This window comes from Dactylosporangium sp. CS-033363, assembly GCF_050942475.1.
In the GTDB taxonomy this organism is placed as follows: Bacteria; Actinomycetota; Actinomycetes; order Mycobacteriales; family Micromonosporaceae; genus Dactylosporangium.
Map to the genome: position 1 here is coordinate 9864691 of NZ_CP192032.1, position 13404 is coordinate 9878094.

The window sequence follows — 13404 nt, forward strand, 5'->3', positions numbered from 1 at the left end:
TAGTGGTTGCGTGCTGGTCGCGAGCTGACGGTCGGCGTTCACATCGACGACCGGCGGGGTTCGTCCGGCCGCAGGATTGGGGCGGCCCGGGAGTGCGCGGGGGTGCCACCATCGATTCGTGAATGGATGGTGGTACGCCGCTGCTGTCATGTTCGCCCTCTGTACGGTCTTCCTGCGGCTCATGAGCTCCAGGCTCGCCGCCGCCAACCCGGGTGTGCGGCTGCCCTGGTTCGGGTCGCCGCCGCGTCGGCCCGGTGGGAGCCGGTGGCTGCAGTTCTTCGCGATCGGGTTTCTGGCCGCCGGGGTGCAGTTCGTGGCCGTGGCGTTCAGGTCGGCCGGCTACGTGAACGCCTACGACGTGTTCTGGGCGCTGCCGATCGCGGCCGTGGTGTCCTGGGTCGGCTTCGCGCCGTACGCACGGCACAATCGACAGGTCCGGGAGTCACACGCCGGTCGATGAGCGCGCTGGGTCAGCGCCGCCGGACGTCGTTCAGCCGGCCCATTGGCCGGAGATGTAGAGCATGATGAGGCCCGTTTGCAGGGGCAGCGCGGCGAACAGGATGAGCTTCTCGACGAATCTGTTGTTCGCCATCTTGGCCATGACGAAGAACATCGGGAAGAGTCCCAGGACGTAGCGGTTCAGCGACTGCATCGGCGTGCCGCTGTTGATGTTCACCGGCTGCAGGATGGCGACCAGGAACGGCAGGGCGCCCGCGAGCACGAGGTAGAACTGGTCGCGGCGCAAGCGCCAGGGGCCTACGAAGCACAGCACCAGGAATGTCAGACCCATGATGCAGGCGGCCAGGTCGAGCAGGTTCAGTACCGCACCGTTGGGGTTCTGGGAAAGGCTTATGCCCCGCAGCGAATGGGAGATCGTGGTCCATGGCGCGTGCATGCCGCCGCGGCCCCAGAAGGACTGGGCGTCGCGGAACTGCATGGGGTTGCCGAAGCGCTGCCAGAGGTAGGCCATGTACAGCACGAGCCCGAGCGGGGCCAGCGCCACGCCCAGCACGTCGATGCGGATTCGGCGCCAGGAGAAGTCGCGCTGGCGCAGGTACTCATAGGCGAATGCGAATACGATCAGGACGCCCAGGACCCGGGTCGCGCTTGCCGCTCCGGCCAGCAGGCCGGCGGCCCACCAATGGTTTCGGCGGGCGCAGTAGAGGGCGGCGAAGGTCAGGAACAGGAACAGGGACTCCGTGTACGCGGTGGCGAGGAAGAACGCGGTCGGGAAGGCGATGAGCATCAGCAGGGTGCGCTCGGAAAGCCTTGGGCCCAGTTCGTGCTCCGCCAGCCGGTACAGCACCACGAGCATTCCCAGCGCCGCCAGGTTGCTGACCACGAGGGCGGCGAAGGACATGTCGCTGGGCAGGACGTACGAGGCCAGCCGGACCAGCGCGGGGTACAACGGCGGCCAGACCGGATAGCTCGAGTCCACCGTCTTGAAGCCGGGGTCGTCGACCACCGGGTAGCCGAAGTTCGCGATGTGGACGTAGTTGCGGCCGTCCCACTGCACCCAGTTGTTGATGACCTGGGAGAGCCACCCGCGGCCGCCGCCGGGGGTGACCGGGACGAAGCGCAGGGCGATGAACTGGACCGCGAGGTAGCCCACGTGGCAGATCAGCCAGTAGAGCGCGCCGATTCGCCAGGCGCGGGACCAGCGGCCGCGCTCCTGCGGGGCCTCGGGCTCGGGCGTGGCCGGGGACGGCTCGCCGCCGTCCGCGGACGGGGATCCGCCGACTTCCTGTGACAGCACCATTGACGACGTACCGATCGTTTCGAACGACAATCCGGACCCGGGACCCTGTCAGCCGACCAGCGTCTCGACCTGCTTGTCGTGGTCCGGCTGGACCCGCTGGGCCGGAACGGCGGGCTCCGCCGCCGGCTGGGCGTCCGAATCGTACGCGATCCGGAACGAGGGCCGGTTCAACAGATGGGCGTAGATGCGCGCGATGTACTCGCCGAGGAGCCCGATGCACACCAGCTGGATCGCACCGATGAGCAGCACGGCCAGGAACATCGAGGTCCAGCCGGGGACGGTGACGCCGCGGGCGAAGCCGACGATGCAGTACACGACAAGGGCCAGGCAGGCCACGAACCCGAAGGCGCCGAGCCAGGTCGCGATGCGCAGCGGCATGGCGGAGAAGCGGGTGAGGCTGTCGACGGCCAGCGCGACCATCTTGCTCAATGGATATTTGGTACTGCCGGCAGCGCGCTCGGCCCGCACGTACGGCACCTCGCCGCTGCTGAAGCCGAGCGCGGGGACGACCAGGCGGTACACCGGCTTCTGCTCGGGCAGTTCGTTCAGGGCGTCGACGACGTCGCGGCTCATCAGGCGGAAGTCGCCGGCCTGCGCGGGGACCCAGCTGCCGACGTAGCGGCGCATCATCCGGTAGTAGAGGCCGGCGGTGGTCTTCTTGAAGAAGGCGTCGGTCGTGCGGTCGGAGCGGACGCCGTAGACGACGTGCACGTCCTTGGTGCGGGCCATCGCCAGCATCTCGGGGATCGTCTCGGGCGGGTCCTGCAGGTCGGCGTCGATGCTGACGACGTACTGCCCGATCGCCCGCTGCAGGCCGGCCGCGAGCGCCGCCTGGTGGCCCGAGTTGCGCTGCAGCTGGATGAGGCGCAGCTGCGGCCAGCTCGTCTGCAGCACGCGGATGATCTCGTTGGAGTGGTCCTGGCTGCCGTCGTCGACGAGGATGACCTCGTACGGCTCGCCCAGGCCGTCCATGACGCGCCGTAGCCGGTCGGCGGTCAGGAAGAGGACCGCTTCCTCGTTGTAGACGGGCATGACTACGGACAAAACGGGTGCTGGTACCACTGCCCGCACTCCCCCCACCCAGGCCGAACGCCGTTGCAATGCGTCACCGGCGCCCGGTCACTATACACACGGACGGGGTCGGCCCGGACCCTCCGAATATCCGTGCATCCGCGGACAAATGCCGACATGGCATCGACCGTCTGTGCAGCCAAACCCGCGATCGAACAAGCCAATGCAACTATCAAACAACATATCGACAACAATTGACTCACGGTCGTGTCAACTGTAAACAAAGCTGACAGTACGAGAAAGGTCAGCCGATGCGCAGAAGACTGCAAATCGCTCTCGCGGTCGTCGCCGTGGCCGTGCCGATCGTGGCCGCCGCGATCACCGCGCCCGCGGGTGCCGCCATCAACCCACCGCCGTCCGGTTTCACGCTCACCTGGAGCGACGACTTCAACGGCGCCAACGGTACGGGCGTCGATCAGGGCATCTGGAAGTACGACACCGGGCCCGGCTCGAACTTCGGCACCGGCGAGATCGAGACCATGACCAGCAGTACCGCCAACGTGCACTATGACGGCGCCGGGCATCTGCTGCTCACCGCCCTGCACAGCGGCTCCGACCCGCGCGGCGGGTGGACCTCGGGGCGGATCGAGACGCAGGCGGCCACGTTCGGCGCGGCGCCGGGCGGCGTCATGCGCGTCGAGTCGCGGCTGCAGCAGCCGAACGTCAACACCGCGAACGGCGCGGGGTACTGGCCCGCGTTCTGGATGCTCGGCGCCCCGCTGCGGGCCGGCGTGCCGTGGCCGGGCTCCGGCGAGATCGACATCATGGAGGACATCAACGGGCGTAGCTCGCTGTTCAGCACGCTGCACTGCGGCGTGAACCCGGGCGGGCCCTGCAACGAGAGCACCGGCCTGGGCAGCGGCGAGCGCGCGTGCCCCGGCTGCCAGACCGGGTTCCACGACTACGCGGTCGAGGTGGACCGCTCGGTCGCGCCCGAGCAGATCCGCTTCTACTTCGACGGCGGCAACTTCTTCACCCTCAACGCCAACCAGGTGGACGCCACGACCTGGTCGAACGCCGTCGACCACCCGTTCTTCATCATCTACGACCTGGCCATCGGCGGCGGCTTCCCCGACGCGTTCGGCGGCGGCCCCTACGCCTCGACCGTGTCCGGCGCCTCGATGGTCATCGACTCCGTCGCGGTGTACAACAAGGGCCCGGGCGGCGGCGGTGGCGGCGGGAGCGGCGCGGGGTACAACGTGCTCGGTCCCGGCGGCAAGTGCATGGACGTCTCCGGTGACGACATCGGCGGCAACGGCGCGGCGGTCCAGCTCTGGGACTGCCAGTCCGGCGCCAAGGACCAGCACTGGCTGCTCAAGAACAACGGCTCGGTGCAGACGCTCGGCCGCTGCCTGGACGTCACGGGCGGCAGCACCGCCGGAGGCGCGAAGCTCCAGCTCTGGGACTGCAACGGCAGCGGCGCGCAGCAGTGGCGCACGACGGCCGGCGGCACGCTCGTGAACGTGGGCTCCGGCAAGTGCCTCGACTCGCCCTCGGGCGCGACGGGCAACGGGACCCGCCTGCAGATCTGGGACTGCAACGGCAGCGGCGCGCAGGCGTTCCCGTACAACTCGGGCGCTTCGATCGTCGTCGGCCCGGGCGGCAAGTGCGTCGATGTGGCCGGCGACGACTCCGGCGGCGATGGCGCGGCCGTGCAGCTGTGGGACTGCCAGGACCAGTCGCGTGACCAGAACTGGAAGTGGAACGGGTCGTCGCTCTCGTCGCTCGGCCGGTGCTTGGACATCGCGGGTGGAGGAACCGGCAACGGTACCGTCCTGCAGCTGCACGATTGCACCGGTAACGCCGCTCAGGTGTGGGTCGACGGCGGCAACGGCACGCTGCGCAACCCGCAGTCCGGGCGGTGCCTGGACTCCCCGAACGGCAGCACGGGCAACGGCACGCGGCTGCAGATCTGGGACTGCAACGGCAGCGGCGCGCAGTCCTTCCGCAAGGCCTGATCGGTTCGGACGCGCTCGCCGGGGTGCAGTTCACGGGCCCCGGCGGGTCCGCCGGCTCAGGCGGACAGCCAGGGTGTGATCACCGGCGGCGCGCCGTCCTGCTCGCAGCGGAGCCGGAACGGGCCCGCCGACGGGATCGTGAGGGCGAAGCGGCCCAGCGCGTCCGAGCGGCCGGAGCGGCGGGTTTCGCCCGACCACAGCTCGTACGACGTGGGCTTCTGCGGTTCCAACCGCACCACCAGGCGGCGCTCCGGGGAGAGTTCGGCCTCGATGGTCAGGCCGGTGCCCTCGAACGTCAGCGCGCGGGGGCCGCCGGCGCCGCGCGTCGTCGTGGTGGTCAGCGAGTCGAACACCAGCGCCGCGAGCTGCGCGTCCACGCGCGCGTCGAACGCGGCGAGCAGCGAGACGTCCAGGTGGGACGGCACCGGGTCGTAGGCGTCCAGCGCCTGCGCGAGGTCGCGTTCGAGGTCGTCGTCGTCCATCACGCGGCCACCTGCGCGCGGAGGCGGTCGAGGCAGCGTGCGCGATTCGGGCCGATGCTGCCGACCGGAATGCCCAGCAGCGCGCCGATCTCCGCGTAGCTCGGCCGCGGCGCCGTCACGAGCAGGCGCAGGAGCTGCTGGCAGCGGTCCGGCAGCCGCTCGAACGCCGCCCAGACGCGCCGGATGCGCCGCGCGTCGTCCGCGGCGTCCTCGGCGTCGAGGAGTGCCCGTTCCGGTGACGATTCCTCGGTACCGCGATCGAGCAGCCACGGATCGCTCGTGACCGTCAGCCGTCCGCCCGCGCGAATGACCATGAGCGACTCGTTGCGCGCAGTGGTCGCGAGCCACGCGGCGACGCGCTCGGGCTGCTTCAGGCGATCGATGTGCTCGGTGAGGCGCAGCCAGGTCATCTGGTACACCTCCTCGGCATCGGCCCGCTCCAACTGGTGCGCGCGGGCGACCGCCCACACCAGCCGGCCGAAGCGGTCCACGAGCGCCGTCCAGGCCGCGCGGTCGCCGTGCGCGGCCGCGGTCACGAGCGCGCCGGTGTCGTCAGGCTCCATCGCCGTCCTCGTCGAGAAGCACGGGCAGCGGGCGTCCGTCCGCGGCGTCGGTGATCGTGTGGATCCGCCGGCTGAGCAGATACCGCGCCGCATCGCGCGACGTCCATTTGGGATTGAGGCCCATGCAGCGCGCGATCCGTCCCGCGACGATCGGGGTGGCGAACGAGGTGCCGCTCCACACGCCGTACCCGTGGAAGGTCACCTCCTCGCCCTGCCCGCCCGCGGTCACGCACGTGCAGCCGTGATAGAGCGGGTCGTAGCCCGGGTAGTAGCGGCAGTCGCGCGTGCCGCCGTGCACGTTCTTGTACGTGCCGTAGGCGAACGTGTTCGTCAGCCGCTCGCCGGGTGCGTACACGCTCACCCATTCGCCGCAGTTGGAGAAGCACGCACGTCCGGCCAGGTCCTCGCGCAGCGCGCCGACCGCCACGATCGCGCGCGAATCGGCGTACTCGTGCGCGAGCGCGGCCGGCCAGAACGGCTGCTCGGACTCGCCGTCGTTGCCGGCGGCGGCCACCAGTACCGTCTCCTCGTGGTCGTGCACGAGCGTGCGCACGAACTCCTCCAGCCCGAGCAGCGGCGCGTCGTCCATGCTGGGCGCGCCGGCGGACAGGCTGATGATCGCCGGCCACGGCGTGCCGTCCGAGGGCAGCGCGTCGAGCAGGATCCGCCCCAGATCGAACTCGCAGATCGTGCCCGCGTGCTGCAGGTTGTTCCACACCGTCAGGTCGACGCCGGGCGCCGTGTTCTTGAGGACGCCGGCGATGAACGTGCCGTGCCCGTAGTACTGCGTGATGACGCCCGGCGACGGCGTCTGCCGCAGCGAGCCGGTCGTCCCGCGCAGGGTGTCGAACTCCTGATACTGCGGCACCAGCCCGGTGTCGACGACCAGCACCTCGACACCCTGCCCGGCCGACTCGTCCGGATGCCGCTCCGGCGTCAACGTGAGCGGTCTGTTCCTGTTGTACGGCGGAAGCGTCGGCTCATCCGCCGGGCAACTGTTCACCGGCGTGATCGTGACGAGGTGATTCGGCCGCGTCTCGCTGTTCGAACGCGCAAATGCCGACACGTCCCCCGGCACCGGAAACCGCACGACGCCGTGCGCCTCGCGCACCTCCTGATCGTCGCGAACGTTCAGTCGTGCGCGAACGGCCACCGCGTCCGCCCCTTTGCGCACGAGCACGTGCCCGGGCTCCATGAGGTACCGCGGCGTCGCCCCGGCCTCGGGCGGCCCGATGGCGGCGTCGCCGTACTGCTCGCGGATCCCGTCGACCTGTTCCCAGAACCTCTGCTGCGGATCGTGCAAGGGACGCGCCATGGTGGGCCCTTCCTCGAGAGCAAACGCTGTTCCACCGAGGTGATGGTTCGGATGTCCGCCTGATACAAGCCCCGCGCCCCTAGCAATAGCATCGGCGAATGCCGGATCGCATCAGACGCGCGTCCGATCTCGGCGGCGGTCCGGCCCACTTACTGCCGCTGGTCTTCGCGCGCCCGCGCGAGGCCCTGTCCGGCGCCCGCCGCATCCTGGCTGCTCACCCCGCGCCGCACGACGCCTCGATCGCCCACCAGGTCATCGGCCTGGTCGAACGCGACTTCGGCGACGCGGCGGCCGCGGTCGTCGAGCTGCGCCTGGCGGTGCGCCTGGCCCGCCGGGCCGCCTCCGCGCCCCGCGAGGCCGACGCGCTGGCCGCCTTGGGCGTGGCGTTGATCCACTCTGGACGCACACGAGCGGGCCTGTCGCGCCTGGACGCCGCGGTCCGCCTGGCCACGGGCGCGGACGCGGCCCGGGTGCGGTTCCGCCGCGCCCGCGCGCTGTGGGTCCTCGGCCGGCACGACGCCGCCCTGGCCGACCTGCGCCGAGCCCTGCCGGTCCTGCGCCGGGCGGACGACCCGATCTGGACGGCGCGCGCCCTGACGTTGCGCGCCTTGATCCGCCTGTCCCAGGGCGCGGCCGCGGCGGCAGAGGACGACCTGGGTTTGGCCGAGCGCTTGTTCGCCACCACGGACCAGGCCCACGACGTCGCCGTGGCCGTGCACAACCGAGGCCTGGTCGCCTTCCGCGCGGGCGACCTGCCGGCGGCGCTGGCCCACTTGGACGACGCCGCGGCACGGTACCGCAGGCTGGGCACTCCGGCCCCGGACCTGACGGCCGACCGCTGCGCCGTGCTGCTGACCGCAGGCTTGGCGCGGGAGGCGTTGGAGGTCGCGGACGCGGGGGTGCGGGAGCTGGACTCCCTCCGCGGGCAGGCCACCCGGAAGGCCGAGCTGCTGCTGATGGCGGGCCGGGCGGCGCTGGCCGCGTCCGAGCCTGAGACCGCGCGCACCCGAGCCTCGGCGGCGGGCCGCTTGTTCGCCGCCCAGGGCCGCGCCTGGTGGGCGGTGCATTCGCGGCTGGTGCTGCTGCAGAGCCGCCTCGCCGAGCATCGCGACACGGATCTCGACGCGCCCGTCGCGCCCGCGCCCGTCGCACCCGCGCCCGTCGCACCCACGCCCGTCGCACCCACGCCCGTCGCACCCGCGCTGTCTCGGCTTGTCGCCGAGGCCGCGCGGACTGCCCGGCAGCTGGAGGAACTGGGCTCGCCGGAATCGGGCCAGGCCCACCTGCTGGCCGGCCGCGCCGCCCTGGCACTCGGCAGCCCCGCGATCGCCACCCGCGACCGCACGGGGGACGACGCGCGAATGTCCAAACACCCGCGGGCGCGGGGTGGTGGGTGGCTTGAGCGGGCCGATGCGCACCTCGCGGTGGCGGCGCGGGATCGGGGGCGGGGTTCGGCGTTGGTGCGGGCGACCGGCTGGCTGGCCGAGGCCCTGCGCGCGGAAGCGGCCGACGATCCGCAGCGCACCCTCGAAGCCTGCCGGCGTGGCCTTGACGTGCTGGCCAGGCATCAGCTCAGCCTCGGCGGTTCGGAGCTGCGCGCGCAGTCCACCGCGCGCGGGAGCGAGCTTGCCGCGGTCGCGCTCCGGACGAGTCTGCGCGGGGGTGGGGCTCGGCGGCTGCTCGAGTGGTGTGAGCGGTGGCGGGCCATCGCGCTCGCGGTGCCGGCGGCGCGGGGTGGGCCGGATGCGGGGTTGCAGGCGGAGCTCGTGCGGTACCGCGGCGTGACGAGTCGCGTTGCCGAGGCCGAGGCCGCCGGGCAGGCCGCGCCGCATCTGCGCCGGGCTCAGGCCGGCCTCGAGCGTCGCATCCGCGCGCGGGCGATGCGGCAGCCCGGGAACGGTGGCGCGCCCGAGCGGCTCCTCGTGCCCCGGTTGCTCGACGCGCTGGGTGACACGCGGATGGCTGAGTTGGTCGACGTCGACGGCCGCCTGTACGTCCTGCTCTGCCACCGCGGCCGCATCCGTCGATTTGCCGCCGGGCGGACCGCCGAGGTCGCCGCCGAGCTGGAGTTTGCCCAGGCCGGGCTGCGCAGGATGGCGCTCGGGGGCCGCGCCGTCAGTGGTCAGCGGCTCCAGGAGCTGCTGCTCGGGCCCGCCGCAAGCCAGCTCGGCGACGGGCCTGCGGTGATCGTGCCGCCCGCCTGGATGCACGCGATGCCGTGGGCCCTGCTGCCGGCGCTGCGGCCGATCCCGGTGAGCGTCGCACCCTCGGCCCGGTCGTGGCTGCGCGCCCGCGCGGTGCCCGAGCCGGTTCGCCCAGGTCAGCGCAACGCCGCGCAACAGCCAGAAGCCGGCAACGCAACGGCAGGCCCAGGCCAGCACAACGCCACGCAGCAACCCGAAGCCGGCAACGCAGCGGCAAGCCCAGGCCGGCGCGACGCCGCGCGGCAACCAGAAGCCGGCAACGTAGCGGCAAGGCCAGATCGGCGCGACGCCGCGCAGCGACCGGGAGTTGACGTCGCGCCGCTGTACCCAGGCGATGTGGTGCTCGTGGCCGGGCCCAACCTGGCCGCCGGGCCGCAGGAGGTGGCGGCGATCGCCAAGCTGTACGAGCAGCCGACGGTCCTCGACGGCGAGCGCGCCACGGCCGCGCGGGTGCTCGAGGCGCTCGGGGGCAGCCGCCTCGCGCACATCGCCGCGCACGGGACCTTCCGCGCGGACAGTCCGCTGTTCTCGGCGCTGCACCTGCACGACGGGCCGCTGACCGTGCACGACTTCGAGCGGATGCCCGCCGCGCCGTACCGGCTGGTGTTGTCCGCCTGTGACTCGGCCCGGCTGGCCCCGTCCGGCGCCGATGAGCTGCTCGGGCTGGCCGCGGCGCTCCTGCCGCTCGGTACCGCCGCCATTGTCGCCAGCGTCGTGCCCGTCGATGACGAGGCCACCTCGGGGCTCATGCAGACGCTCCATCGCGGCCTTCGCGCGGGGCTGGGGCCGGCCGAGGCCCTGTGCGCGATGCGCGCGGACGCGGCCGGAGATCCGCTCGCCGTGGCCACGGCCTGCGCGTTCATGGCCATCGGAGCGGCCTGAGCAAGCTGCCAAAGAAAAGAGGAGCTCAGACCTGTTCGCGTGGGCAGAACCACGTCGTGCGGCCGCCCACCGTGGCGCGGCGCATCTCGGTGTGGCAGCGGGGGCACGCGCCGCCCTCGTGGCGGTACGGGATGACCGACAGCGTGTGCACGCCGCCCTCCGCGATCGCCGCGTCCACCGCCTTCCGCGTCGCGCGCTGCAGGCGATCGAGATCCGGCCGGCTCAGCGTCGACACCGGGCGCGAGGGGTTGACCTTGGCGAGCCACAGGATCTGGTCGGCCAGCAGGTTGCCCACCCCGGACAGCGCCTCCTGGTCGAGCAGGCGCGCCTTCACCGGCGCCGTCCCGCGGGACAGGGCCGCGCGGAACTGGGCCGGGGTGATGTCGCGCGCGTCCGGGCCCAGGTGCTCCACCGGCGGGTCGAGGCGGACGCGGCCGAGGCGGCGCGGGTCGACCAGCATCAGGGACGTACCGTCGCGGAAGGAGAGCTCGAAGCGGGTGAAGCGGTGGTCGCCCGGCGCGCGGCCGCGCTGCCAGTAGTCGCCGCCGTCGTGTTCCTCGCCGGACTCGTCGACGAAGACCATTTTGCCGGACATGCCCAGGTGGATGCCGAGGACCGGGCCCGTGGTGTCGAGCCACATGCTCTTGCCGCGGCGGTTGGCGGCGGTCAGCTTCCGGCCCAGCAACGCCGCGCGGATCGCGCCGGGGGCGTGCGGGCGGCAGACCCACGTGTCGGTGTCGTCGACGTCGACGATCTCGCGGTCCAGGGCGTAGCGCTCCAGGACCGTGCGGGCCGACTCGACCTCTGGCAGTTCGGGCATCCAGGCGACGGTACAAGATGGTCTTCGTGGAATCGCTGCCGGTCACCCGCGTGCTGGACGAAGTCGTCGCGTCGGTCCGCCGCACGCCGACCGTCCTCGTGGCGCCGCCCGGGACCGGCAAGACGACGCTCGTTCCTCTGCATTTCGAACATGAAACGGTGATCGTGGCCGAGCCGCGGCGCATCGCGGCGCGCGCGGCCGCGCAGCGGATGGCCGAGCTGCGCGGGGAGCGGGTCGGGCAGAGCGTCGGGTACTCCGTCCGCGGCGATCGCAAGGTCGGCCGCGCGACCCGGATCGAGGTGGTGACGACCGGGCTGCTCGTGCAGCGCCTGCTCGCCGATCCGGAGCTGCCGGGCGTCGACGTCGTGATGCTCGACGAGTGCCACGAGCGCCACCTCGACACCGACCTGGCCACCGCGTTCCTGCTCGAGACGCGCGACGCCATCCGGCCCGACCTCGGCCTGCTCGCGGCCACCGCGACGCCCGGCAAGACGCTGCCCGGGGCGGCGCTGATCGAGGTCGAGAGTCCCCTGTTCCCGATCGAGATCCGGTGGATACCGCCCAAGCGTCCTCCCCTCACCATGGAGCACGTCGCGCAGGTCGTGCGGCAGGCCTGGGCCGAGACCGAGCACGACATCCTCGTCTTCGTGCCGGGCGTCGCCGAGATCGAACGGGTGCGCCGCAACCTGCCCGGCATCCCGACCCTGCCGCTGCACGGGCGCCTGCCCGCCGAGGACCAGGACCGCGCGCTGCACCGCACGGCGCGCCGGGTGATCGTGGCGACCGCGGTGGCCGAGAGCAGCCTCACGGTGCCCGGGGTGCGCGTCGTGGTCGACTCCGGGCTGGCCCGCGTGCCGCGCATCGACCTCGCGCGCGGGCTCGGCTCGCTGCAGACCGTCCGCGCGGCGAAGGCCAGCACGGTGCAGCGGGCCGGGCGAGCCGCGCGGGAGGGGGCCGGCGTGGTGTACAAGTGCTGGAGCCCGGCCGACGACGAGCGGCTGCCGGCCCAGCCCGAGCCCGAGGTCCGCACGGCCGAGCTGACCGGCTTCGCGCTCGCGCTCGCCTGCTGGGGCAGCCCGGGCGGGCGGGGGCTGGCGCTGCCCGACGAGCCGCCGGCGGCCGCGATGAGCGTCGCGGAGCAGACCCTGACCGCGCTCGGGGCGATCGACGCCGACGGGCGGGCGACCGCGCGGGGCCGGCGGATCGCGCGCGTGGGTGCGCACCCGCGGCTGGCCCGGGCGCTGCTGGACGGGGCGCCGATCGTGGGCGCCCGGAATGCGGCCGAGGTGGTGGCCGTGCTCGCCGAGGACTCCTTCTCCTCGGATGACGTCGCGGCGGTACGGCGCACGACCGACCGCTGGCGCCGCGAGGCCTCGCTGCTGTACCGAATGATCGAAAACCCGATCGAGCGCACCACGAACGCCGACCGCGCCGCGGGGGTCATCGCCGGCCTCGCGTACCCGGAGCGCATCGCCCGGCGCCGGCGCGACGCCTACCTGATGGCGAGCGGCACCGAGGCCGAGCTCGCGCCCGGGTCGCCGCTGCAGGGCCACCCGTGGCTCGCCATCGCCGCCGCCGACCGCCCGTCCGGACGCGTCAACGCGCGCATCCGCCTGGCCGCCGCGATCGACGAGGACATCGCCCGCGAGGTCGCGTCGGCCCTGTTGTCCACAGTGGACGAGGCAAGCACGGCCGGCATCGAGAGAATCGAGCGCCTGGGCGCGATCGTGCTGTCCCGGAAAAAGATCGGCCCGCCCCCGGCCGAGGTGCTGGCGGCCGCGCGGCGCGCAAACCTAACAATCCAGTGGACGCCGCTGCGCCACCGGCTCGCGTTCCTGCACAACACCATCGGCGCGCCGTGGCCCGACGTCAGCGACGCGGCGCTGATCGAGTCCATGATGGACGGTACCGACGTGCACACCGCCCTTCAGGCCATCCTCCCGTGGCCCGCCGCGAAGGATCTCGACAAGCTCGCGCCCGAGCGGCTGCCGGTCCCCAGCGGCTCGACGATCAAGCTCGACTATGCCGACCCCGAGGGTCCGGTGCTCGCGGTCAAGGTCCAGGAGATGTTCGGCCGGCCCACTACGCCTGTAGTCGGCGGCCGGCCGGTGCTACTACATCTGTTGTCGCCGGCCGGGCGCCCGGTCGCGGTGACGCGTGACCTGGCCTCCTTCTGGCGCACCGGGTACCCGCAGGTGCGCGCCGAGCTCCGCGGCCGCTACCCGCGCCATCCGTGGCCCGAGGACCCCACGACGGCGCCCGCGACCAAGCGGGCCAACCCTCGGCGCTGAGCTCACCCCGCGCCTCACCCGGCGTCGCTCCAACCGCCACGGACGCTTGGAGCAGGACG

General features: G+C 72.5%; 10 protein-coding genes. 4 read left to right on the forward strand and 6 right to left on the reverse strand.

What is annotated here, in order from left to right:
- Positions 1 to 118: 118 nt before the first annotated feature.
- The gene (locus ACQPZ4_RS45490; RefSeq protein WP_433051180.1) at positions 119 to 460 is read left to right on the forward strand and encodes a hypothetical protein; all 342 of its coding nucleotides are present in this window, start codon (positions 119 to 121) and stop codon (positions 458 to 460) included.
- A 30-nt stretch (positions 461 to 490) separates the two neighbouring features.
- Here the strand turns inward: ACQPZ4_RS45490 and ACQPZ4_RS45495 are convergent, their stop codons facing one another.
- Complete coding sequence (locus tag ACQPZ4_RS45495) at positions 491 to 1759, reverse strand: mannosyltransferase family protein (RefSeq protein ID WP_433051183.1); 1269 nt, start codon at positions 1757 to 1759, stop codon at positions 491 to 493.
- A gap of 48 nt (positions 1760 to 1807) precedes the next feature.
- A complete protein-coding gene (locus ACQPZ4_RS45500) occupies positions 1808 to 2791 on the reverse strand; it encodes a glycosyltransferase family 2 protein (RefSeq protein WP_433051186.1) in 984 nt (327 codons plus the stop codon).
- 290 nt (positions 2792 to 3081) lie between these two features.
- Here ACQPZ4_RS45500 and ACQPZ4_RS45505 point away from each other — a divergent pair, with 290 nt between their 5' ends.
- Complete coding sequence (locus ACQPZ4_RS45505; RefSeq protein WP_433051189.1) at positions 3082 to 4788, forward strand: ricin-type beta-trefoil lectin domain protein; 1707 nt, start codon at positions 3082 to 3084, stop codon at positions 4786 to 4788.
- 56 nt (positions 4789 to 4844) lie between these two features.
- On the opposite strand, the gene ACQPZ4_RS45510 is transcribed toward ACQPZ4_RS45505, so the two are convergent.
- Genes ACQPZ4_RS45510 through ACQPZ4_RS45520 form a run of 3 tightly spaced genes read right to left on the reverse strand, consistent with a single transcriptional unit; the run spans position 4845 to position 7148 of the window.
- Positions 4845 to 5273, reverse strand: a complete 429-nt coding sequence (locus ACQPZ4_RS45510) for a hypothetical protein (protein WP_433051192.1) — start codon at positions 5271 to 5273, stop codon at positions 4845 to 4847.
- A complete protein-coding gene (locus ACQPZ4_RS45515) occupies positions 5270 to 5833 on the reverse strand; it encodes an RNA polymerase sigma factor (protein WP_433051195.1) in 564 nt (187 codons plus the stop codon). Before ACQPZ4_RS45515 ends, ACQPZ4_RS45510 begins: the two co-directional genes overlap by 4 nt.
- Positions 5823 to 7148, reverse strand: a complete 1326-nt coding sequence (locus tag ACQPZ4_RS45520; RefSeq protein WP_433051198.1) for a S8/S53 family peptidase — start codon at positions 7146 to 7148, stop codon at positions 5823 to 5825. Before ACQPZ4_RS45520 ends, ACQPZ4_RS45515 begins: the two co-directional genes overlap by 11 nt.
- A gap of 98 nt (positions 7149 to 7246) precedes the next feature.
- On the opposite strand from ACQPZ4_RS45520, the gene ACQPZ4_RS45525 reads away from it, so the two are divergent.
- Entirely contained in the window at positions 7247 to 10234 is a 2988-nt protein-coding gene (locus tag ACQPZ4_RS45525) for a CHAT domain-containing protein (protein ID WP_433051201.1), read from the forward strand.
- A 25-nt stretch (positions 10235 to 10259) separates the two neighbouring features.
- On the opposite strand, the gene ACQPZ4_RS45530 is transcribed toward ACQPZ4_RS45525, so the two are convergent.
- Complete coding sequence (locus ACQPZ4_RS45530) at positions 10260 to 11054, reverse strand: Fpg/Nei family DNA glycosylase (RefSeq protein WP_433051204.1); 795 nt, start codon at positions 11052 to 11054, stop codon at positions 10260 to 10262.
- A gap of 17 nt (positions 11055 to 11071) precedes the next feature.
- On the opposite strand from ACQPZ4_RS45530, the gene hrpB reads away from it, so the two are divergent.
- Positions 11072 to 13345 (forward strand): ATP-dependent helicase HrpB, encoded by a 2274-nt coding sequence (gene hrpB, locus ACQPZ4_RS45535; RefSeq protein ID WP_433051207.1) that lies wholly within the window; start codon positions 11072 to 11074, stop codon positions 13343 to 13345.
- Positions 13346 to 13404: the final 59 nt, after the last annotated feature.

What these genes read in the sequence shown, in the direction of transcription:
- ACQPZ4_RS45495 (WP_433051183.1), bottom strand. Translation starts at nt 1,759, where the DNA reads ATGGTGCTGTCACAGGAAGTCGGCGGATCCCCGTCCGCGGACGGCGGC.
- ACQPZ4_RS45505 (WP_433051189.1), top strand. Translation starts at nt 3,082, where the DNA reads ATGCGCAGAAGACTGCAAATCGCTCTCGCGGTCGTCGCCGTGGCCGTG.
- ACQPZ4_RS45520 (WP_433051198.1), bottom strand. Translation starts at nt 7,148, where the DNA reads ATGGCGCGTCCCTTGCACGATCCGCAGCAGAGGTTCTGGGAACAGGTC.
- ACQPZ4_RS45515 (WP_433051195.1), bottom strand. Translation starts at nt 5,833, where the DNA reads ATGGAGCCTGACGACACCGGCGCGCTCGTGACCGCGGCCGCGCACGGC.
- ACQPZ4_RS45525 (WP_433051201.1), top strand. Translation starts at nt 7,247, where the DNA reads ATGCCGGATCGCATCAGACGCGCGTCCGATCTCGGCGGCGGTCCGGCC.
- hrpB (WP_433051207.1), top strand. Translation starts at nt 11,072, where the DNA reads ATGGTCTTCGTGGAATCGCTGCCGGTCACCCGCGTGCTGGACGAAGTC.
- ACQPZ4_RS45500 (WP_433051186.1), bottom strand. Translation starts at nt 2,791, where the DNA reads ATGCCCGTCTACAACGAGGAAGCGGTCCTCTTCCTGACCGCCGACCGG.
- ACQPZ4_RS45530 (WP_433051204.1), bottom strand. Translation starts at nt 11,054, where the DNA reads ATGCCCGAACTGCCAGAGGTCGAGTCGGCCCGCACGGTCCTGGAGCGC.